The 22349-nt window shown below is 45.2% G+C and carries 15 protein-coding genes and 1 pseudogene; 11 read left to right on the top strand and 5 right to left on the bottom strand.

Features of this window, described 5'->3' with window-relative positions:
• The 5 genes from QUB33_RS01890 to QUB33_RS01870 all read left to right on the top strand — a co-directional run.
• On the top strand, positions 1-1807 hold a 1807-nt coding region (locus tag QUB33_RS01890), incomplete at its 5' end, for a protein-arginine deiminase family protein (protein ID WP_333346476.1).
• Between the two features lie 199 nt (positions 1808-2006).
• Positions 2007-2930, top strand: coding sequence for a hypothetical protein (locus tag QUB33_RS01885; protein WP_333346473.1), 924 nt, complete (start codon positions 2007-2009; stop codon positions 2928-2930).
• A gap of 84 nt (positions 2931-3014) precedes the next feature.
• On the top strand, positions 3015-5990 hold the full coding sequence (pruA, locus tag QUB33_RS01880; RefSeq protein ID WP_333346469.1) for an L-glutamate gamma-semialdehyde dehydrogenase: 2976 nt from the start codon (positions 3015-3017) through the stop codon (positions 5988-5990).
• Between the two features lie 124 nt (positions 5991-6114).
• Entirely contained in the window at positions 6115-7785 is a 1671-nt protein-coding gene (locus tag QUB33_RS01875; protein ID WP_333346467.1) for a glycosyltransferase family 39 protein, read from the top strand.
• Between the two features lie 174 nt (positions 7786-7959).
• The gene (locus QUB33_RS01870; RefSeq protein WP_333098060.1) at positions 7960-8439 is read left to right on the top strand and encodes a hypothetical protein; all 480 of its coding nucleotides are present in this window, start codon (positions 7960-7962) and stop codon (positions 8437-8439) included.
• 168 nt (positions 8440-8607) lie between these two features.
• On the opposite strand, the gene QUB33_RS01865 is transcribed toward QUB33_RS01870, so the two are convergent.
• Positions 8608-10653, bottom strand: coding sequence for a S8 family serine peptidase (locus tag QUB33_RS01865; protein WP_333346463.1), 2046 nt, complete (start codon positions 10651-10653; stop codon positions 8608-8610).
• A gap of 254 nt (positions 10654-10907) precedes the next feature.
• On the opposite strand from QUB33_RS01865, the gene QUB33_RS01860 reads away from it, so the two are divergent.
• The 4 genes from QUB33_RS01860 to QUB33_RS01845 all read left to right on the top strand — a co-directional run bounded on the left by QUB33_RS01860 (position 10908) and on the right by QUB33_RS01845 (position 15175).
• Complete coding sequence (locus QUB33_RS01860; protein WP_333346461.1) at positions 10908-11969, top strand: UPF0104 family protein; 1062 nt, start codon at positions 10908-10910, stop codon at positions 11967-11969.
• A gap of 205 nt (positions 11970-12174) precedes the next feature.
• Positions 12175-12828, top strand: coding sequence for a DUF1190 domain-containing protein (locus QUB33_RS01855; protein ID WP_333346458.1), 654 nt, complete (start codon positions 12175-12177; stop codon positions 12826-12828).
• 295 nt (positions 12829-13123) lie between these two features.
• Positions 13124-14431 (top strand): glutathionylspermidine synthase family protein, encoded by a 1308-nt coding sequence (locus QUB33_RS01850; RefSeq protein WP_333346454.1) that lies wholly within the window; start codon positions 13124-13126, stop codon positions 14429-14431.
• An 18-nt stretch (positions 14432-14449) separates the two neighbouring features.
• Positions 14450-15175, top strand: coding sequence for a hypothetical protein (locus QUB33_RS01845; protein ID WP_333346451.1), 726 nt, complete (start codon positions 14450-14452; stop codon positions 15173-15175).
• Positions 15176-15335: 160 nt separating this feature from the next.
• Here QUB33_RS01845 and QUB33_RS01840 read toward each other — a convergent pair whose 3' ends face one another.
• Both QUB33_RS01840 and QUB33_RS01835 read right to left on the bottom strand, forming a co-directional pair.
• Entirely contained in the window at positions 15336-16085 is a 750-nt protein-coding gene (locus QUB33_RS01840; RefSeq protein ID WP_333346448.1) for an amino acid ABC transporter ATP-binding protein, read from the bottom strand.
• Positions 16051-17514: an ABC transporter substrate-binding protein/permease gene (locus QUB33_RS01835; protein ID WP_333346445.1), complete on the bottom strand. Its 1464-nt coding sequence runs from the start codon at positions 17512-17514 to the stop codon at positions 16051-16053. Before QUB33_RS01835 ends, QUB33_RS01840 begins: the two co-directional genes overlap by 35 nt.
• Positions 17515-17907: 393 nt before the next feature.
• Here QUB33_RS01835 and QUB33_RS01830 point away from each other — a divergent pair.
• A pseudogene (locus tag QUB33_RS01830) lies at positions 17908-18039 on the top strand (GMP synthase (glutamine-hydrolyzing)); the annotation flags it as partial.
• A 96-nt stretch (positions 18040-18135) separates the two neighbouring features.
• On the opposite strand, the gene QUB33_RS01825 reads toward QUB33_RS01830, so the two are convergent.
• Together QUB33_RS01825 and QUB33_RS01820 are read right to left on the bottom strand one after the other, a co-directional pair.
• Complete coding sequence (locus tag QUB33_RS01825; protein ID WP_333346442.1) at positions 18136-18669, bottom strand: DUF2726 domain-containing protein; 534 nt, start codon at positions 18667-18669, stop codon at positions 18136-18138.
• Between the two features lie 21 nt (positions 18670-18690).
• Positions 18691-18963 (bottom strand): hypothetical protein, encoded by a 273-nt coding sequence (locus QUB33_RS01820; protein WP_333346439.1) that lies wholly within the window; start codon positions 18961-18963, stop codon positions 18691-18693.
• 360 nt (positions 18964-19323) lie between these two features.
• Here QUB33_RS01820 and QUB33_RS01815 point away from each other — a divergent pair, with 360 nt between their 5' ends.
• Positions 19324-22329, top strand: coding sequence for an NACHT domain-containing protein (locus QUB33_RS01815; protein ID WP_333346437.1), 3006 nt, complete (start codon positions 19324-19326; stop codon positions 22327-22329).
• Positions 22330-22349: the final 20 nt, after the last annotated feature.

The following is a 22349-nucleotide window of genomic DNA, read 5'->3' as shown; positions in this document are numbered from 1 at the left end:
GAAAGAACTTGAAAGGCAAGAGTTTGAAAAGCAAGAGTTAGCCAGAAAAGAACTTGAAAGACAAGAACTTGAAAGGCAAGAGTTAGCCAGGAAAGAACTTGAAAGACAAGAACTTGAAAAGCAAGAATTAGCCAGACAAGAACTTGAAAGACAAGAGTTAGAGAGAAATCAGCAAGCAACTTCTCAACCAACTCCTGAATCAACTCTAACACCAACTCCCGCCCCAGTTACGCCTGCTGCGTCGCCGCCGAACTTTTTCTTTGCGGGAGATACCAACAGAGATGGTCAAATTAACGAGCAAGACGAAGCCGGAAAAGAACAATGGTCTTTGTCCAAGGGCGCGTTAATTTTATTTAACGATCGCAATAACGATCGCGGCAAGATACCGACTTGGAAACAAACCAAAGTTATGGCTCCCCGCCGTGCAGCAATGCTTTCTCAAGTTAACTTAAACCTGTCTGAAAACTTCAAAACCTCTCAGTTATTTATCACGGCTGACAGCATTGCTAGCCCTCACATCAGCGTTTTTCAGAAGACGGGCGACGGCTGGCAACCTGTAGATATATCCGGTGCTAAACCTCTAGTTTTCAGCACGGATATTGTTTTAGGTGTCGAAGCCAAACAATTTGCCGGTCGCAATTGGAACGGCACTGTTAATCTCAAAGCAACTGCCCAAAACAACGGTCAAGAAATCGCTTCCACAACTATTCAAATGGGCGTTAGTCCTTGGATGATAGCGCCCAATACAGCACCAGTAACCGAAGTTCAGGTCAGCGACAGAGGCTCTGTAAACAGCGAATTTATCTCGCAACTAAAACAAGCAGTAGAACCCACGGGCGCTAAGGTAAAAATTCTCCAAGGCGATCGCACTTGGATGCAAGATACCCAGAAAAACGGATACGTTCAACTCCCCGAAGAATCGGAGATACGCCAGTTTAATGTAGCCCTAAAAAGCAATAGTGAGCCAGAGAAAAACCCGCCTCTTAAATCAACTCAAAACCGGGATTGGAAAGTAGTAAAAATTGGCAATCCACGTTCTTTAGACCCTGTAAGTCAGTGGTCTGACGGATACGGCAATTTGCAGGTGACACCGCCGATTCCCGGACACCCAATGGGTCGAGTTTATTACGGGAATTCTGGAAATGCTAGTTTTAATCCAGAGGTACTTGATTTTATTCAAGCTCAGAGAATTCAAGGGCCGCCAGTGGATATTGATACTTCTTGGCTTTTGACTCGCCAAGTCGATGAAATTATCAATTTTATTCCCACTCAAACTCCCGGACAATATGTAATGGCGATCGCCAGTCCCGAAGCCGGAGTTAAGCTGTTGGAAGAATTGCAGGGAAGAGGTTACGGCGATGTGACAATCAATCGCGGTTTGAGCACTCAAACAACTGTCAGCGCCGCCTTGCAAAATCGCGCTTTAATTCAACACAATCTCTATTTGCAAAATCAGAAACTTAATCCGATTATAGAGAAGTTGAAAAGAGAATTTTTACTGCGAGACGACCAAATTATTCAAGTCCCGGTGATGTTTGGCTACAGCGGTTATGCTTGGTGGCCTAATATGGTCAATTCGGTGCCAGTTAACGGCAAATTGTTAGTTTCAAATCCGCGCGGGCCAATGATTGAGGGTGTAGATTACACTCAGGAAAGATTGCGCCAACTGCTGCTTCCTGCTGGCGTCAGCGTTAGTTTTCTTGATGACAGGTATTATCAAGAATTGAAAGGAAACGTGCAGTCGGCGACGAATACTGTGAGGAAGCCAGAAGACCGGCCTTTTTGGCAGTCTTTGCCTAATAATTGAACCCGGTAGTAAGTTGCGATCGCAATTTGTGCTCAATATTTACCGAAAGTTGGTAAATTGCGATCGCCCCAGCAGATAGATTTATCGAGCGACACGGACGGCATTTTGTCAATAGCCGTGCTGTATTGGTGCAGTGCAGGCGATCGCACCAGTAACGTAAAATGTCTAAAAGCGGTCTTTGTAAAATAAATTTAGCCCCATGAGCGACGAACAGGAAAAAAAACAAATTTTGACTCAGCCACCGGAAACAATTTCCCCTACCAACGATGAGTTCGATCGCAGTGAAATTGCCAGGGCCGATTCAACTTCCGCATCAGTAGAAACTCCCGCTGAAATTGCCGCGCCCGAAGATATTTCAGCGCCAATCGACGAAGCCGAAACAATTCCAATTGCCACCGATAGCGCGCCGGAAACAACTCAACTTGCAAGTTATCCGCGTCCAACAATTCCAAGTGCCAACTCCGAACCCAAACCAGCTCGCTCGTGGCAAATCTTAGCAGTTTTTCTCAGCGGAATGTTAGTCGGTGCCGTCCTTAGTCTCGGCAGTTTGCTAGCGTGGAGAATGTATCAGGAAAGAGCGAACCTTCAAATCAAACTACCCGCTGACGTACCCCTCCCCGAAAGCCCTCCCCCTGTCGCAACAGCACCCGTCAACCGTCGGCCCGGACTTCCCCCAGCCCCTGGAAATGGACAGCCAGCCACATTCCCTCCGTCGCCCCGTCCCACTCAAATCCCCTCTCTGTCTGCCGTTCCGCAACAAGCTTCCCCCTCGCCGTCGCCGTTGCCGTTCCCTTCTCCTTCTCCTTCTCCCGCTGCGGTTGAAACCCCTGTAACCGAGCGAGTTTACTTTCAAGCCGGTGCTACGGGAACTACTCTGAGCAATAGTTTGCGAGCCAACATATCCAGGCGCTACTTACTGGAGTGCAATAGCGGCCAAAGCATGACAATAAATGTTCAAGAAGGTCAAGTTAGCGCAGCAATTATTGCTCCTAACGGTGAAAATTTAGGTACTGCTGATAGCACAGGTCAGTGGCAAGCTCAACTAACCAGTAGCGGCGATTATACTATTGAACTTTCAGGCGATCGCCAAGCAAACTACCAAGTTAAAATAGAAGTCAAATAGCAACTATAATTGTATCAGGGGGTAGTTACAAAATACATAAGCCCCCCCTGTTGCTAATTACAAATTACAAATTACTTATTACCAATGATCGCACAAGTATCTGAAAACATCTACGAAGCAAAAACCCAGGAAATTGCCAAAGAAATCCTGCGTCTAACTCAAGAGAAAAAGCGCTCTTTTTTCGGGCAAATCCAAGACCAAATGCGCTGGGACGACAAACTCATGGATTGGGCGATGGCTAGCCCCGGACTGCGGGTGCAATTGTTTCGATTCATCGACTGTTTGCCGGCACTCCGCAGCAAGCCGGAAATTGCCCGCCACTTGCAAGAATACCTGACGGCCCAAGAGGTAGAATTGCCCGAAGCTTTGAAAAAATTGCTCAATTTTACTAACGCTGAGTCGATTCCTGGACAATTGGCGGCGACGACGGTTGCGCCTGCTGTGGAAACATTGGCGCACAAGTATATTTCTGGGGAAAATATCAAGCAGGTAGTTAAAACTTTAGAGCGACTTCGCAAAGATAAAATGGGTTTTACAGTTGACCTTTTGGGGGAAGCGGTCATCACTGAAACTGAGGCGGAAATTTATCTTAACCGCTATTTGGAATTGATGGCTGAACTCGCCAATGCAGCGAAGAATTGGCCGCAGGTAGATGCAATTGACAAAGCAGAGGGCGAAACTCTGCCGCGAGTGCAAGTATCGGTAAAGTTAACGGCTTTTTATTCTCAGTTTGACCCGTTGGATGCTAAAGGTAGCGAAGAGAAAGTAAGCGAGAGAATTCGCCTGTTACTGCGCCGCGCGAAGGAGTTGGGCGCTGCTGTTCATTTCGATATGGAACAGTATGCCTACAAAAGTTTAACTCTGACAATTCTCAAAGACTTATTGTTAGAGGAAGAGTTTCGCAGTCGCACGGATATCGGAATTACATTGCAAGCATATTTGCGCGACAGTGCCCAAGATTTGCAAAACCTGATTTCCTGGGCAAAAAAACGCGGAAATCCGGTAACAGTGCGGCTGGTAAAAGGCGCTTACTGGGATCAGGAAACTATCAAAGCGATGCAGAAAGATTGGCCGCAGCCGGTCTACAATGACAAAGTTACTACAGACGCCAATTTCGAGCAGATGACGCAGTTGCTGCTAGAAAATCACGAATATTTGTATGCAGCTATTGGCAGTCATAATGTGCGATCGCAAGCGAGGGCGATCGCTATTGCCGAAACTCTCAATATACCGCGCCGCCGCTTTGAAATGCAAGTGCTGTATGGCATGGGCGACAAATTGGCTAAGCTTTTGGTCGATCGGGGTTATCGCGTTCGAGTCTACTGCCCCTACGGCGATTTGCTGCCGGGAATGGCTTATTTGATCCGCCGTTTGCTGGAAAATACCGCCAACAGTTCTTTCATCCGGCAAAGTTCCGAAGAAATCCCGATCGAACAATTGTTAGCCGCGCCAGTTGCTAATGGAAATGATCAGCTAGTTTACAGCAAAGTATTTCCCAACGTTGCCGATACCGACTACGCCAATACCAAATTGCGGCAACAAGCAGAAACAGCCATCAAATCAGTGCGCGCCAACTTAGGTAAAACCTATTTACCCCTAATCAATGGCGAGTACCAAAATACTGAAGCAACAGTTAATTCCCTCAACCCTTCCAATCCCACAGAAGTAGTTGGCACAATTGGATTGCTTTCCGAAGAACAGGCCAAACAAGCCCTTGAAGCAGCAAAATCAGCCTCTACCAGTTGGCGGAAAACCCCCGTCCGCCAGCGCGCAGGCGTCCTCCGCAAAGCCGCAGAGTTGATGGAACAGCGGCGGCACGAACTGTCAGCTTGGATGGTGTTTGAAGTCGGCAAACCCGTCAGAGAATGCGATGCCGAAGTTTCCGAAGCTATAGATTTTTGCCGCTATTACGCCGACGAAATGGAACGGTTAGAACAAGGGAAAAATTACGACATTCCCGGAGAAACTAACCGCTACACCTATCAGCCGCGCGGCATTTCTTTAATCATTTCGCCTTGGAACTTCCCCCTCGCAATTCCTGTCGGCATGACAGTTGCCTCGCTGGTTGCTGGTAATTGTACTTTACTCAAACCTGCGGAAGTTTCCTCAGTAATTGCAGCAAAAATCACAGAAATTTTGCTAGAAGCGGGCATTCCCAAAGGCGTATTTCAATACGTGCCTTGCAAAGGTTCAACCGTGGGCGCTTACATGGTGAAACATCCTGACGTTCACATGATTACTTTCACCGGTTCTCAGGAAGTTGGCTGTCAGATTTATGCCGATGCTGCGATTTTGCAGCCTGGACAAAAACACCTGAAACGAGTAATTGCTGAAATGGGCGGCAAGAATGCAATTATTGTCGATGAAAGTGCGGATTTAGACCAAGCAGTTGCAGGCGTAGTTTATTCGGCATTTGGATACAGCGGCCAAAAGTGTTCCGCTTGTTCGCGAGTAATTGTGGTCGAATCGGTGTACGATAATTTTGTGGCAAGATTGGTAGAAGCGACGCGATCGCTCAATGTCGGCGCAGCAGAAAATCCCGGCACTCAAGTTGGCCCTGTGATCGATGCAAATGCCCATTCGCGCATCCGCGAATACATCGAAACAGGCCGCGCCGAAGCTAAAATAGCTTTAGAAATGCCCGCACCGGAAACCGGCTATTTTGTCGGCCCAGTCATTGTTACGGAAGTATCGCCCACAGCAACTATCGCCCAAGAAGAAATTTTCGGTCCGGTTTTGTCAGTGATTCGGGCAAAGAATTTCAGCGAAGCGATTGCGATTGCTAACGGCACGAATTTTGCTTTAACTGGCGGATTGTATTCTCGCACGCCTTCGCATATCGATCGAGCCGCATCCGATTTTGAAGTCGGAAACCTGTACATCAATCGCGGAATCACCGGCGCTGTGGTATCGCGCCAACCTTTCGGAGGATTCAAACTTTCGGGAGTTGGTTCTAAAGCTGGCGGCCCGGATTATTTGCTGCAATTCCTCGAACCCCGCACCATAACCGAAAATATTCAGCGGCAAGGTTTTGCGCCGATTGAAGGAGTGGATGATTAATCATTCCTTTGTTCGTAGTGAGGACTGAAATCCTCTCTCTGGCTGTTAAGTTAGTAGGGTGCGCCTAGCGCACCTTACGGGTGGGGTAACAGAAAAAATTTGTGCGAGATTAGCTAGTTATAAAATGGAATCTACCAAAGAGCGCGATCGACTAAATTCTCACAACCCTTCACTTGACAAGTGGCTGCGATTTTTAATTATAGCCGTATTAGTCATAGGTATTTTATTTCGCTTCGCCAATCTCGATCGCAAATTTTACTGGATAGATGAAACATATACTTCTTTGAGAGTTTCTGGCTACACCGAAGTCGAACTAATCAAAGAAATTTCGTACCAAAAAATAACCTCGCCTGCGGATTTACAAAAATATCAGCAGATAAATTCCGAAAAAACTGTAAAGGATACCCTGAATTCTTTAGCAACAGAAGACCCCCAACACCCTCTTCTGTATTATGTACTAGCGCGATATTGGGCGCAATGGTTCGGCAGTTCCGTTTCAGCAATGAGAAGTTTGGCCGCCGTGATTAGCCTGCTAGTATTTCCCGCAGTTTATTGGCTGGCTTGGGAGTTATTTGAATCTTCAGTAGTAGGGTGGATGGCGATCGCAATTTTCGCAATTTCTCCCTACCACATCTTGTTTGCCCAAGAAGCAAGACAGTACAGTTTGTGGACATTAACTACTATTTTATCCAGTGCAGCCTTGCTGCGAGCAATGCGGCCTGACGCAAATCAAAATGCTCTCGCCCTCGTTCTTTCCAGGGCGCTTTATGCAGGCACAGCAACACTGGGATTGTACACCCACTTGTTATTTGTCTGCGTCGCCGCAGCCCACGCAATCTACGTCGCAGTCATTGCCAACTGGCGCGATGTGAAAACCTTCATTTCCTATTATGTAGCAACTTTAATCGCTTTGATAGGCTTCATGCCTTCCCTCGTAAATACTGTAGAAAACTTCAATCAAGTTAGAAGCACAACAGCATGGGCTGAACAGACAGGTTTCTTAAGATTAGTCAGCAGGTGGGTTGGTTCCGTCACCATAGCATTTTTTGATATTGGCATTGATGGAACTGCCAACGCCACACAACTAGCCTTGCTAGTTCCTGTTGCCACAATGATTCTAGCTTTAGTCGCCTATGCCCTTTATTTTCTGTGCAGAAAAACACCAAAACGAGTGTGGTTGATGGTATTGTTATTAATTGCGACAACCGCTATATTTTTAGCGTTGCCGGATATACTTAAAGGCGGCAGGCGATCGGCAAATCCGCGATATTTAGTTCCTTGTTATGTGGGAATTCAGATAGCAGTGGCTTACCTGCTGTCTGCGAAAATTAGTAACAATTTGGAGAACTTCAAACAGCAAAAACTGTGGAAAATAGTTACAGTTGCAGTTTTTTCCGCAGGTATTATATCCGGTGGAGTTAGTTCTCAGGCAAACATTTGGTGGAATAAAGGCAGCGGTTGGTTGCGCGCGGTGGAAGTAGCTGGGAGTGTCAATCAAGCCAGCAATCCCCTAATTATCAGCGATGCCAATATCGCATATATCATGCCTTTAAGTTATTACCTAGAACCCAACGTCAAACTGCTAATAGAACCCCGGTGTTACACTTCTTGCTACAAAAATCGAGAATTGGCACTTGCAAAACCGCAACCCCCGCAAATTCCCCGCGGTTTCAGCGAGTTGTTTTTATACAGACCGTCCTCAACATTGCGATCGGCAATTCAGCAACAAAACTATCAAATAGATCCGGCTGACGCTAATGTTGAGCTCAATCTCTGGAAAATTACCAAAAAATAATTTGAAAGGATTAAGGCAAAAAAAACTGGTTGCTGCCAAAAAATGTTTTGTTAACTGCGACATACTGCCAAGAAACGGCGTTTTTGGGCAGTATGTCGCGAGTAGAGTAGAATAGGGCTGCTTTTCGCGCTAACCTAGAAGTTAAGAATCAAAACATAACATCAAAAATCTACAATGACAGTCACTGAAACCTCAAATATTCGCAAACTGCTGTGTGATCCAGACTTAGGGCTGATCCCTCACCTAGAAAAGTGCCTGAAAGATTTGCATTCATCTGCGATCGCCAGTGGAGAGAAATTCAAGGTAGAACCTTACGATATAGAACTCAAAAGCTGCCATACCCAAAAGCATCCCAACGACCAAAAACCCCTCGTCACCCAGTCAGTGTTAATAAAAGTACCCCTGACTGGGAAAGTTCAAGACAAGATGCACCTATATCTGATCGCAACTGAGTTGCAGAACCAAATCGACATTAAAATTATTGACTGGAGTGCCTTAGAACGCCGCCAATACGACATTCAGGGCATCCCCTTAAAGCAGCCGATCACCAAAATAGACGGTCAGATGAATTACGAGTTAGTATTCGATCGACCAAGCTATTGTTGCATCACCCTGTGCCGCCAATTTGACTTAACTTACGCCGCCAATTTTTAATACCAATTCCCAAAAGTAGTTATACAGATTGATTGTACGGAAGCGTCAGTAGGGACAGGGCAATGCCATGTCCGGCGCGGGGAGTAGGACACGGCAATGCCGTGTCCCCACGGTTTGCTTTTAATAATTGGTAGAAGATTGAGGATTGTAGATCGCACCAGATCCAATTCAAACCGCTCGATTCGCAGTTTCTGCAAGAATCCTCTTAATATCAGCAGGAGTCAGACTCGGATTAGCTTGTAACATTAAAGCTATCACGCCGGATACTTGTGGCACTGCCATTGAAGTACCCGCAACATATCGATAGGGAATCCCCGGTTCAGAAAGTGGCACAGTTGAATAAATGTCACCAGAATCCGCCGTGCCACCGTCGCCGCCCGGACCAACAAAATAATTAATTGCCTCCGAACCCGCCCGGTTAGAATAATCCGCAAACAAGCCATTTCGGTTAACAGCAGCGACAGCAATTCCTACCTCATTGGCAAACCGAGCTGGATAATCTGCTTGGGCGCGAGCATCATTTCCTGCCGCCGAAATCACGATCGCGCCTTGAGCTTCAGCCAGTCGAATCGCATCCAATTCTTGAGCATTCAACTGTAGGCCGCCCAAACTCACATTAATAATCTTCGCTCCATTTGCCACCGCATAATTAATCGCATTAATTTCATCCCGAATTTTACCTACCCCGGCCCTATCGAGTATTTTCAAAGGCATAATCTTTGCAGTAGGAGCCGTTCCAGTAATCCCAACCCCATCTTTTTTCGCAGCAACTAAACCCGATATATGAGTGCCGTGATTGTTATCATCCATCGGGTCATTGTCGTTGTTGACAAAATCCCATCCCCGGAAATCGTCAACAAAGCCATTGTTGTCATCATCAACCCCGTTGCTAGCTTTATTGCGACCGATCGCATCAACGCCGGTTTCCCCCGCATTGCTCCAAATATTCCCCGTCAAATCCGGGTGATTGTAGTCAACACCGCTATCGATAACTGCCACCACAATTCCGTCTCCAGTCAAGCCCTGGGCCCAAACCTCTGGAGCTTTAATTAAATCTCTGCCCCACTCGTCGCCACCCAAGTCGGGAACATCAGGAAAAGTTGCAGTACCTTGAGCTTTAGCAACTGCCGCTGCTGCATTCACCAAACCGAACCCAAAACGAGAGTCAAAACCCTGCAAGTTGCTCGCATTGTTAGTAAAAACAGTTGCCGGGGTTGCAGACAGATTGAGGGAGAAATTTGTACTGCCTTGGTATTGATAAACTCGGACAAAGTAAGTTCCTGCGGCTAAACCGTCGATGTCGATCGACTCCGGCGATAAATCCGGTTCTTGAGAAGAAGCAATAATATCGGTAAAGTCAATAGAATTGTCGCTGTTAAGATCTTTAATCACAGCAACGTCAACATCCGCCGTCAAACCGCTGACAGTTAATTTAAAGTCGCTAGTTGCAGGCAAAGTAAAGCGGTAAAGACCGTCTGGCCGGGCGTTGCTAAGCGAGTCTGCGATCGTTTGAGTGCCGCCCAAAACGCCTAAATCGCGAGCTTGATCTAGTTGGTTGCCCAATACGGTAGTTGCAGAGATGAATGTAGAGGCGAGGTCTTGTGGAGATGCGTTGGCTACCAAGCCTAAAATAGCATTGGATTGGCGAATTTTAATTAATGTATTGGAAATACCGGGGGCGATCGATATTTCTTCGAGAATCAAGTCAGCTTCGGTAAGATTGTCAGTCAGTCCGATCGAATCCACAAAACTGTTAAAGTCAGTAATAACGTCTGCCACAGCCGGATCGGAGACTGCGGAATCGCTGCGGAGGACAAAGGTATCTGGGCCCAAACCGCCTGTCAGCGTATCTGTACCCCCATCGCCCACTAAAACGTCGCTGCCGGAGTCACCGTTGAGGGCGTCCCCTCCCTTACCTCCCTGCAAGGTATCGCTGCCGGCATCGCCAAACAGGATGTCGCTGTTGACACCGCCGTTAAGCACATCGTTGTCTGCACCCCCTAAGAGCGTATCGGAATTGCTGCCGCCGAGAATGCGATCGTTACCATTATCGCCGCTAATTATTTCGGCATCCGACGAACCGACAATAAAATCGTTGCCGCCGAGGGCAAAAAATCCGTTAGGATAAGGAGTCAAAAAGCCCGGAGTCAAGGCGAAACTGTTGGGGCTATCATCTAAAAGATAGGAAAAACCGTCAGGGCTCGGGCCGGGCATAGAAATGTACTCCTAGTGAGGTATATCGATCTAAATTTTAGATTTTAAATTTAAGTTTGTGGTTAAAAACGCCCTAGATAGTCTTTAATGCGGGCATTACGAACAGTCTGTAGAGGTCTGCACAAGTTAGGTTAAACAGCTTTATTCCGTCATATCGTGCCGTGTAAATCAACGACAATTCCGCCTTACCCTCTCTAAAATATAAAATCTAAAAGATTATAACTTAATCCCAAATTCAAAATCGGGATCAAAAAATGGGAAAACCACAATTGCATCGAATTCAGAATTTTTTGAACATCGCGAAATCGCATTTAAAGCCTTATTTGCGCTATTTGATTTTGGGCGGGACGTTTTTATTTATTGCCAAAGCTTTTTTAACTCACTGGCGAGAAGTCGCGAATATCCAAATTCGAGCCGAAAGTTTTCCGCTACTGGCGATCGCCCTTGGCGTCACTTTACTTTCTCTAATTTTTGTCGGCTGGGTGTGGATGTTGATTTTGCGGGAATTCCGCCAACCTGTAACGGCAGCGTGGGCGATTCAAGTTTTTCTCAAAACTAATATTGCCAAGTATTTACCGGGGAATATTTGGCATTTTTGGGGTCGAATATTGGACGCAAAAAAGGCAGGAATTTTCCCCAAAGCTGCTACTCTCAGCGTGTTGCTGGAACCGCTGCTGATGGCTTCGGCTGGCGTTTTGATTGGGTTGATTTGTTTTGACAAATTCAATTGGTTTTTGCGGATTGTCGGTTGTGCTGCCATTTTAACCGCGATTCATCCACGAATTTTAAATCCGATCGTTCTCTTGGTAGAGCGGTTGAAGTTATCCAAGAACAATGGGGAAAATTCAAAGGCTGAGGAGGCTGTCGCCGAGGAACTAAATTTTCCTACAGAGTCTACCTCTAATATAGCTAAAAAAACATCGAATGTCAAGTCTAACCGCAAAATTAATTTACCAATTAAACGCTATCCTTTAGTGCCGTTAATCGGACAAATGTGTTTTATCGGATTGCGGGGCTGCGGATTTTTGCTAACTGTAACGGCTTTAACTCCGGTGAACTTTAGCAATATTCCCAACTTGTTCGGTGCTTTTTGTTTTGCGTTTGTTGTCGGTTTAGTTGTACCGGGAGCACCGGGGGGAATGGGAGTATTTGAAGCAACGGCGATCGCCCTGCTGTCCGATCGCTTTTCTACGGGTATAATTCTGAGTGCGGTGGCTTTGTATCGGATAATTAGCATTCTGGCGGATGTTTCCGGTGCATTTTTAGCTAAACTCGATCGCCAGCGAAATCAGCGCAGTCAAAAAAGGCGAATTTGAAATAAAATATTTGAGGAATATAATTTGCTGCGTTCGAGGAATCCCTAAATCGGGCAATGTAGTAAAAGCTATAATCAAAGTCCTGAGTGCCAACTCACAGATTTAGGTAAATTACTTGAACTTTGGCTGACCGTGTAAATCCAATTATCTCAGTGGCAGCACATTACAGGTTCTTTGAAATAATGACTCTAACCTCCGGTTAGCCATGACTCATAACAACAATCGAACGACAACAATTCGTTACCTTCTAATTACATCAGGTGTACTGGCGATCGGTGGATTAGGCTATCTTGCTTATACCATGTTGCACCAACCCAACGAAGTACGCTACTACGAATCCGAACAGCAATGTATTGTAGATGCGACTAACCAAAGCAACGGGTTCACCAAAGAGCAGTGTCAGGCCCAGTTCCGGTACGCAATGCAGGAATACGAACGCATTACGCCTGTGTATCGCACGCAGCCAGAATGCCAAGAAGACACAGCAAGCATTTGCTCGCAGGTATCGAATTCCAGCGTTGCTACCCCCGGATGGCGACCAGAGTTCGGCGGCTTCTATTTCACCGATGATGTCGATGATGATGCCCCTCCAACAGTTGTCAACGGCGTCAACGGCGGCTCCTACACGATTTATCCAGTGCAACCCGTTTACCGCTCCAACATCGGAATTGTAACTCCAGATAGAACCCAGATTACTCGTCCCCTACCGGGCATACCGCTAGATTCTCCCTACTTTTCCTCCAGTGGCGACACCCCAAATCGCCCTGCAGGCCACGCAGCTCGCGGAACCATCAAGGGACGAGGGAGCTTTGGTACTTCTGTCCGCTCCACGGCTCCTTTGGGAAGCGGAGGCAAATGACATCGATTCCGGTTGCACTCCTTATCATTGTTGACTGTTGACTGTTGACTGTTGACTGTTGACTGTAGAAGGAGGGGTCAAAAAAATGAAAATTGCGCGAATTATTTGTTGGCATCGGGATTCGACTTTACGCCCGACTTAGAAGCGCGGATTTGATATCATTTCGGCGCAGCCGGAATTGATAGAATGCAAGCATTTTTGAGCGGCGATTCATCCCACAACTATTTTTTCTCTAGTTCTTTTCTCTGTTTTTGTAGATCCTTGAGTTCCACACCACTAGCAAGGCGCTTCAACCATGTATCCCTTTTTGTTTCAGCGACGACGCAACTGGCAGCAGCACGTATTAGATAACGCCTACCAATGTCAGCCTCTTGCAGACATCAACCAACGCTACTGGGCAGAAGCCTTAGACCGTCCCTTTGGGGTGATGTTTTCGCGCCAGGAAGAGGCGAGTATCTGGGATGCTACTGAGGCTCTTTGGGATATGTGTCGGGAGTTTTTGGACTGGTTTTTCACCGCTGATGGCCTAGAAAATCGGATGAAAAAACTTGCTATTCCCCCTGCTTTCTGGGAAGCAATTCAGGTTTCGTGGGATCGGGTTGACGAAGCAGAAGATATGTCTCTTTATACCCGTTTCGATCTTGCCGTCACTGAAGATGGAAAAATTAGCCTTCTAGAAATCAACGGCGAAACTCCTCTCTTGGGTGCAGAAACAGTCTATCAATGGCTGTGGTTAGAGGACATGAAAAAACAAAGCCGAGATTTGCGATCGCTTCCCAACGATGCCAATCAGTTCAACAACTTTTGGGACGAAGTTGCGGGTCGATTCCGCACTCTAAGCCGTCATTATGATTTAAAGCAGTTCGGTCTGAGCTTGTTAATTGACGAGCATCTGTCAGAAGATACCGAGATGGCAGGACAACTGGTCGAAATTATTAATCAAGAATTGGGAAACGATCGCTTTTTTACCCAACTTGTAGGATTGCGTAACCATCTGGGCGTGGATGAAGAAGGATTTTTTGTCGATCAATTCAATAATCGGATCATGCGGCTGTGGAAAATCGTTGATTGGCTGGATTTGCAACTCGCCAGCCAATCCTTTAACGCAGATGAAGCCCTAGCATCGCGCCTGATAGCAGGGGACGTGAAAATCATTGAACCGCTGTGGAAACAGATTTTAAGCAATAAAGGATCGATGGTGTGGATGTGGGAATTATTTGGCAACCACCCAGTTTACGCTCAATTCTTGCTACCCACTTTCTTCACAGATACTATCTCGATCGAATCCACAGCATTACTGACCCAAATGCACGTCAAAAAGCCCCTCGTCGGTCTAGAAGGTGTTGGGGTTTCTATTGAAACAGGCGATTTTGTTGCCGGAGCCGTTCACGCCCGCGAGGCGATGGGCTACGATCGCGAAGGATTCATTATTCAGTCCTATCAACCCTTGCCGGAATATTTTGGCTACCACTTCGTCGTAGGTTCCTGGATTGTCGGCGATACTCCATCCGGCATCGTATTGCGCGGAGATACCAATCCGATCACCGGACGACATTGCTTAATCGTTCCGCATATCGTGAGCGATCGTCTGGTGAATACTTAACTTCTAATCAGAAAAACTATGAAATTACAAACTCATGATGTCCGGGGAATTCCGATTCTTAGCAGTGAGTGGAGTGTAGATGAATTTATTGCCGATGAGTTTAAAATTCCCGAAGTGGCGCCTACAATTCAGGCTGGATTTATGGATCTCCTGAGCCGAGATGTGTTCTCTGAGGGAGACAGTCAGCCACTCTACGAGCATCTGCTTTCTCGCAGTTCGGAGTTCTCGTTAGAATTCATGAGTGCGATCGAACTTTGGCTGCAAGACGAATTACGGCACTACGTGGCTCTACGTAAGGTCTATCACATGGTATCAGGTTTGTCCCCAGAGGCGATCGACCAAAAAAACCAGAGTCGGGTGCATGAACTCGAACCGATCTCGTTTCTGATTGAGAACGAATTCACCATTCTAGTTGGTTTAATGTTTGACGAAATGGGTTCCGTGTGGTCTTATCACCGGGATATTAAGGAATTCTACCAACACTATGGGAAGGGCTTTGCTCGCGTAGGACATTTGGTGACGCAGGATGAGGGGCGGCATTTTAGGAATGCTGCGACTCTCATCCAACATCGCCATCCCGACAAAATCGATCGCATCGAACCCTTATTAGAAAAGATTAGCGAGATGGAAGCCGGTCTTGCTTATTATCCCAAGACTTTCTTTCTCGATCACGCTCAGGAAAGACACCGCTTTCCGAAAGATTTTAATACCCAGGTGATTCAAAGAATTCTCTCCTTTTTCTAACAGAATTACCAAGTTAATCATCGGATCAAAATTATTATACTTTCCGTGGCGATCGAGCATCTCCAACCTGACGCACCCTACCGCAACTTTCTCTTTCTCCTCTAACTCTCTCTGTGTCCTCTGTGTCCTCTGCGGTTAAAAACTCTAATCCTTATATGAATTAAAGCATTTTTTCCAGAAATTGCTTGGCGCGATCGCACTGAGGGTTACTAAAAAACTCCTGCGGCGGCACATCTTCCGCCACCTTTCCCCCATCCAGAAACAAAATCCGGTGGGCGACTTCCCGCGCAAAACCCATTTCGTGAGTTACAATTGCCATTGTAATGCCCGTTTTCGTCAAAGCTTTCATCACATCTAACACTTCTTTAACCATCTCTGGATCGAGTGCAGAAGTCGGTTCGTCCATCAACAAAATCTCCGGTTCCATAGCCAAACAGCGGGCGATCGCCACCCGCTGTTTTTGTCCCCCCGAAAGCTTAGAAGGATAAACCTCAGCCTTATCTGACAAACCCACTTTTTCCAGCAATTCTAACCCCTTCAGACGCGCTTCATCCTTAGCCACCTGCTTCACCTTTACAGGCGCATACATCACATTTTGCAGCACAGTCATGTGTGGGAACAAGTGGAAATGCTGAAAAACCATCCCCACTTTCTGGCGGATTTTCAGAATATCTGCCTTCGGCAAAGTAATATCCACCCCGTCAATGTATATGTGTCCCGAAGTCGGAATTTCCAGTAAATTCAAACACCTCAAAAAAGTAGACTTCCCGCACCCCGAAGGGCCGATAATGGCAATCACTTCTCCTTTATGAATCTCAGTAGTTATCTCGCGCAAAACCTTCAGATTGCCAAAAGATTTATACAGGCGATCGACCTTAACTGCTAGTTTGGAGTCTACGTTCGAGTACATTGGCCCCCCAAGTTAAACTAAGCACCATCAAATAATAAATTGCGCCGACAAATATCAAAGGTTCAAAGTAAATATACTTTTCTGCTCCCACAATTGTAGCGCGGCGCAGCAAGTCTTCTACGCCAATTACTGAAACTAAAGCTGAATCCTTCAGCAAAGCAATACTTTCATTCACCAATGCAGGCAAAATATTTTTCAACGCTTGCGGCAAGATAATATCGCCCATCATCAGTTTGTAGGGAACGCCAAGGGATTCTGCGGCTTCTTTTTGACCTTTATCTACGGCTTGAATCCCCGCGCGGATTGTTTCGGAAATATAAGCCCCAGAATTCAGGAAAAAAGTAATCACACCAGCTTGCAGCGCAGATATATTATAGCCCGTAAGCTGGGGCGTTGCAAAATAAACTAAAGTCAACTGCAAAATTAGCGGTGTTCCTCGAAAAATTGAGGTGTAAGCTGTGGCCAACCAAAACAGCGGTTTAATGCTAGAAATCTTAAACAGAGACAGGACGATTCCCCAGATAAATCCGAGAAATGCCGACAGCAAGGTAAAAGTTAGCGTTACCCAAATCCCGGACAAAATATAAGGCAGACTCGGCAAGATTTTGCCAAAATCTAACCCGAAGTTTGACGCTACCGCAGGCTGATTTGCTTGAGCAGTTTCTTGCGGAATTGGTCGAGAAAACCACTTAGTAGCTAGTTCCTTAATTTGACCGCTGGCTTTCATTTGCTGGAGGACTCTGTTGAATTCTGGAACTAATCTCGAACCTTTCGGAAAGGCGATCGCCGAACCGCTTTCTTCAGTATTCGGGATTGTGTTAAATTCCAAGTCCGGGTTCGCTGCTGCATAACCCGTAGCGACTGTATCCTCGATCACTCCTGCGGCGATGCGGTTCGATTTAATTTCTTGAATGATGTCAGGAATCCTATTCAGAGGAGCCAGTTGCACCCCGGCCATTTTTTTCACAGCTTCCTGCTGAATGCTTCCGAGTTGAACGCCTACTTTTTTCCCGGCTAAATCTTCAGCTTTGGTCAAATTGCTGCCTTTATTGGCGACAATTGTATTTTGAGCTTCGTAGTAAAGGTCAGAAAAAGCAACATTTTTTTTCCTTTCTGCTGTGGGAGTCATTCCAGCCATCACAAAATCGGCTCTTCCCGCCTGCAAAGCGGGAATTAAGCCGTTAAAATCCATGCCAACTACTTTCAGTTCGTAGCCTAATTTTTTAGTAATATATTTGGCAATATCGATGTCAAAACCGATAATTTCGTTGCCGCTAACAGCCGTATCTTTAAATTCATAGGGCGGGTAGTCTGGGGAAGTCGCCAGTGTTAAAGTCTTGTTGGCTTGGGCGTAGCTGGCGATCGCAATTAAACAAAAGGCGATCGCGATCGCCGCCGCCAGCATTGATTTTAATTTTAAACGTTTCATATCGAACATTGTCCTAAAAAATCCCCTCGCCAACAAAACATACCACAAATCGGAATCAAGTCACGATTGTAAAGGAAGATATACTCCTGGAAGCACGGGTTGCCAGAAACCGGGTTTGATGGACAAACAAACTGCATAATTAGCCTTTAATAAGGGTAAATAACCCGGTTATAAAGGTATTAATCTGCCCAGGGCTAGAGATAGATAATTGTGCCACCAACTTATATTTAAAAAATGTCGGAAATGCACAATTTTTAACATTTTAGAAAGTAAAGCTTGTCCGCACAACTCCCACCCCTGTTGTACCGTTGTCCAAGTTGCGATCGGTATTTCTAATCATCCAGCATATTCCATTTATATGTGGCACAAGGTATTCAGTAGATCAGAGCAAAAGCTGATTGGGCGCGGGTTCCTTACGATTTGTTGGAACTGATCTCGAATCGGATTGTGAATGAGGTTAAGGGGGTGAACCGGGTGGTTTACGATATTACTTCTAAGCCGCCGGGAACGATCGAGTGGGAGTAATACCATTGTCGATTATTGATTTTCGATTTGGATAGATGCCGTCTGTAAGTCCTGTGTTAATTACAGGACTTACACATAAAATTTATAGTCTAAGAGTCAACTGTCAACTGTCAACTGTGTTGAATAGTGTTGCAAAAATGCTTCCAGTTCTGTCCGTCCTTGTTGGGTAATTGAGTTGTAGAAGACTTCTTTTTGTCCATTGGGAGTGTAGAAACGATAGAAGCGTCGATCTCGATCGATTTGGCGCAGGTATACTAAGGGAACCCCAACAGATGCAAGGAGTCGGGCTTTTTTGCGATCGCGCTCCTGCACCTCTGGGCGATCGTGCCAATGAGATTGACATTCTATCACCAGTTTGGCTTGGCGACTAGCACAATAACCGCGTTCCATCAAGGCGATATCGACTCTGGAACTCACCCAAAATTTCCAAAGTTCAATGGGAAGACGGGTGAAAGTTTCTGGACGGGAACAGATGATTTCTAGGGGAACTTGGGGACAGTAACGGAAGCGATCGCCTAAAATCATCTCTAGAATATCGATAGCGATCGTTTCTAACTCGTTGATGATTTCTCCGCTTTGGAATTGGGGAAATGAAGACAAAGAATTGTCACAGTCAAAGGCGTATAGCATTAGTTTTATCTCCAATTAGGGTTAATGGGAATTAAAGGGGTTGTAGACGACTGTCCAAGCGTTTGCACCAAGAGCGGTGGCAGTCCAAGCGCCCTTCTGGTAAGGTTTGCCTTCTTTCCGAGCGCGGTAGAGAGTTGTGGTGGATACCTCCAACAGTTGTGCGGCTCTATGGGTTGTGCAGGATTGCTCAATTACAGTTAGTTGGGATGGGAGTTTTACCCTTCTCTTTTTGTTAAGGGAGTCGATGGGAGTAGGTGGCTCGTCTGGGAAAAGGCTGAGTTGAAAGGCTGTCATAAGCTGAACCTTTGAGTGTTAATGATTCAAGCTATTGGGGTCAACTGAATTTCTCCAGAGCAAAACGGTTCAGAAAAAAGTGAACTGATCTGAACTGGTCAAGAAACTTGATGCTGACTATGCTAGGGATAGTTTTGATTGAGATTTTGCGCCTGTGCTGTTGTCCCGCCGTGGAATCAAGTCCACGGCTAAGAGCTACTGTCCACTTAAGTGGACTGAAGAGCGCTTTTTTGGGTCGGCATTTAGTCCTCTTGCAGAGGACTTTCGCTATGAGCCAGGGGTTTAAACCCCTGGCGGGCTATGCAACTGATGCAAAATTCTCAATTTCATCCACTCTAGTTGTTAGGAATGAGTCAAACTATGGCATCTCGCAGTGTTCGGATTGATGGCGCAGGTTTGGATAAAGTTCGTCAACGGATGGCTGAATTGGAGAAGCCACGAAATCCAGACAAACGGGGCTGGTCTCAAGAAAATCTTGTAAATCAGGCTTATGTGAGTATCAGTACCGTACAACGCTTTCTGGATGGCAAGCCGTGCGATCGCGGTACTGTCATCTCAATTCTTAAAGCATTAGAATTTGAACCCATAAACTTTATTGCCGAACATGACTCAAACTTGCAGAATTCCAAGCGAGAGCCACAGCCAAACATTGCCATTGATTGGCAGCGAGTTTGCCAATCAATGTTAAAGGAACAGCAAGAGGAGCAACGCTTTAGGCGGAGAGCGACAGAAATGGGATTTGAAATCAATGTTTTTGTACCGCTAGGTTTAATCGAACGGAAACAGCAGCAGCGTCGCAGTGGCAATGTGTCTATGGAACTGTTACATCAATTAGAACCGGAAGTTGTTACCCGAATTTACGAGCATGATGAATTCATGACTGACGTTATTGGACAAAACCCTACTGGAAAAAATAAGCATATTGCTATTGTCGGCGAACCAGGAGCAGGAAAGACAACGCTGTTAGATAAAATCGCCACTCACATTCAGGAAAATAATCAAGATTCGCCGATTTGCATTGCGCTGGCAAGTTTGCAAGGAAAGACACTGAAAGACTATATCCTTCAGGAATGGTTAGCGGAAGCTTTGGCTCTGGTTTATCCCGATATTGATGTAGAGAAGTCTCACAAAACATCTCTACAGAAACGGTTGCGTCACGGTGGGGTGTGGCTGTTACTCGATGGTGTTGATGAAATGGCTGTAGGGGCGAACAGTTGTTTGTCCCTGGAAGAAATCAGAAACCAGCTTACTGATTGGTTGGGTAATGTGCGGGTTGTTTTGACCTGTCGAACCAATGTTTGGGATGCCCGTCTCAAAAATCCCCTCACAGGCTTTGATACTTACAAAACTCAGGAGTTTAAACAAGAGCAAGTAGATGATTTTATTCAGCAGTGGTTTGCTGAAGCAAAAAATATTCAACAGGGACAGGAGTTACAGAAAAAGCTGCAAGAACCGCAAAAAGAACGCATCCGCAAACTCGTAAAAAATCCGCTTCGCTTATCTCTACTGTGTCAAATATTCAGCAAAAATAAGCAAGTCGAATTACCAGAAACCAAAGCAGAACTATATCAACACTTTGTCCGCTATTTCTATGAGTGGAAACCATCCCAAACGGTTATTGATTGGGCGACTCAACCAATTTTGCAAGAAGAATTACATCAAGCCCTCGGTCGTTTGTCTATAGCAGGATTGGATAGCGATGCTAGATTTCGGTTGCCGCTGACTTTAATTGAAAAAGAAATGGGCGATAGGCTGTTTAAATTAGCCTGGGATCTCGGTTGGCTGAATTTGGTAGATCGAGAAGCTGCAACAGATGAACCTGTTTACGCATTCTTTCATCCTACATTCCAGGAATATTTTGCTGCCTTGGCGATCGATGATTGGCATTTTTTCCTAAATCACGTTCCTCATAATCCAGATGAAGGTATTTATCGCATTTTTGAACCGCAGTGGAAAGAAGTGATATTGCTTTGGTTGGGACAAGACCGCATCCAGCCAAATCTCAAAGAAGAATTATTGAAAAATCTACTTAATTTTGATGATAACTGTGAGAGATTTTATAGTTTTCAAGCCTATTTTATTGGCGTCGCCGGTCTCTCTGAATTTCGAGACTTTTCCTTGGGTGATGAAATGATTGATACAGTAATTGAGTGGAGTTTTAGTGAGTCAATCTGTTTAGAAAGTTTCGATCCACTTGAAGCAACCGCTAGAGCAACTTTACAAGAAACCGATACAATAAGAGTAGTCTATCGATTAACTCAACTACTAAAAAATGATGGCGATGATGTGACTCGCCTACTTGCTGCTCGAATGATACTGCGAATTAATCCTTATCACATTAAGGCTGTCAATTTTTTAATTAATAAGGCTTATCATTATCGATATTTTGGTGATGTTATGCTCTTTGAAGAAGTTTGTACAGCATTAACCGAATCTGGCATATTGATTTCAAAGATTGTCAGAACTTTAATCGAATGTATCACGCCAAATCAGTTGATTCTAAACTATTCTGATTCTCCCTTTACCTATGATTATTTACGAATTAGCGGTGCTAAATATTTAGAGAAAATTGACCCTGGCAATCCACACGTGTTAATCACTCTCTTAGATGTGCTTAGGCATAAGAGCTGGGTTGAAGAGGTAATTTCACAATTTTCCGAATTAGAGAATTTTTCAATTCCTTCTAATATTATTTCTACTTTAGTTTGTTTATTACAAGCTTATCAAAATGAAGAAGTTAAGTTAAAAATTGCACAAACTTTAGTGAAGCTCGATCCTAGTAATAGGGAAGCTGTTGAATTTCTAAAACACTCTATTTTGAATGGCACTGATGAAGGTTATCGCTTGTATGCAGCTAGAAGTTTATGGGAAACCCGTCCTCAAGACTTAGAAATGCGTGAAGTATTTAAGTGTTTGTTACGCCAAAACCCTCACCTGTTCCAAGGTAGTAAACGTCATCGTTTTTTTAGGTTATATGATTGGAAATTTGAAAAAATGAATTTAAATGTTATAAATAAGCGGATTAACTCAATTAAAGTCAATAAGATAGTCGCTCCATTAATTTTTACAATAGGAAATGAAAATTTAAGTTCAACTTCTAATAATATAAGAAACTCGCTTCAAGTATGGGTTGAAAATCTAAAATCAAAGCCAGCTATTTATGAGCTATATGATATGGATATTTGGATATTCAAGATGGCAATTCCTAGTGATTTATTCCCAAGAGTGGTAGCAAATATAAAAGAGCTTTTTAATGATGAATTACTAGCTGAAGAACCAGAGCGCTACGAAAATTGCTATGCTATACTGTGGCACTGCGCCCAAAATATGAGTTATCTAGAATTTTATCGCGCTTGGCACAGTTAACCATCCACTATAAATTCAGA

It is taken from the genome of Microcoleus sp. B3-A4 (genome assembly GCF_036705385.1).
Taxonomy (GTDB): Bacteria; Cyanobacteriota; Cyanobacteriia; order Cyanobacteriales; family Microcoleaceae; genus Microcoleus.
The sequence above is the reverse complement of the archived record's forward strand: the minus strand, read 5'-3'. Positions and strand labels throughout refer to the sequence as shown.

Bases quoted from the DNA above. Each gene is read 5' to 3' on its own strand.
- pruA (WP_333346469.1), top strand. From the start codon at position 3,015: ATGATCGCACAAGTATCTGAAAACATCTACGAAGCAAAAACCCAGGAA.
- QUB33_RS01875 (WP_333346467.1), top strand. From the start codon at position 6,115: ATGGAATCTACCAAAGAGCGCGATCGACTAAATTCTCACAACCCTTCA.
- QUB33_RS01820 (WP_333346439.1), bottom strand. From the start codon at position 18,963: ATGACAGCCTTTCAACTCAGCCTTTTCCCAGACGAGCCACCTACTCCC.
- QUB33_RS01870 (WP_333098060.1), top strand. From the start codon at position 7,960: ATGACAGTCACTGAAACCTCAAATATTCGCAAACTGCTGTGTGATCCA.
- QUB33_RS01860 (WP_333346461.1), top strand. From the start codon at position 10,908: ATGGGAAAACCACAATTGCATCGAATTCAGAATTTTTTGAACATCGCG.
- QUB33_RS01815 (WP_333346437.1), top strand. From the start codon at position 19,324: ATGGCATCTCGCAGTGTTCGGATTGATGGCGCAGGTTTGGATAAAGTT.
- QUB33_RS01840 (WP_333346448.1), bottom strand. From the start codon at position 16,085: ATGTACTCGAACGTAGACTCCAAACTAGCAGTTAAGGTCGATCGCCTG.
- QUB33_RS01850 (WP_333346454.1), top strand. From the start codon at position 13,124: ATGTATCCCTTTTTGTTTCAGCGACGACGCAACTGGCAGCAGCACGTA.
- QUB33_RS01865 (WP_333346463.1), bottom strand. From the start codon at position 10,653: ATGCCCGGCCCGAGCCCTGACGGTTTTTCCTATCTTTTAGATGATAGC.
- QUB33_RS01825 (WP_333346442.1), bottom strand. From the start codon at position 18,669: ATGCTATACGCCTTTGACTGTGACAATTCTTTGTCTTCATTTCCCCAA.
- QUB33_RS01855 (WP_333346458.1), top strand. From the start codon at position 12,175: ATGACTCATAACAACAATCGAACGACAACAATTCGTTACCTTCTAATT.
- QUB33_RS01885 (WP_333346473.1), top strand. From the start codon at position 2,007: ATGAGCGACGAACAGGAAAAAAAACAAATTTTGACTCAGCCACCGGAA.
- QUB33_RS01835 (WP_333346445.1), bottom strand. From the start codon at position 17,514: ATGAAACGTTTAAAATTAAAATCAATGCTGGCGGCGGCGATCGCGATC.
- QUB33_RS01845 (WP_333346451.1), top strand. From the start codon at position 14,450: ATGAAATTACAAACTCATGATGTCCGGGGAATTCCGATTCTTAGCAGT.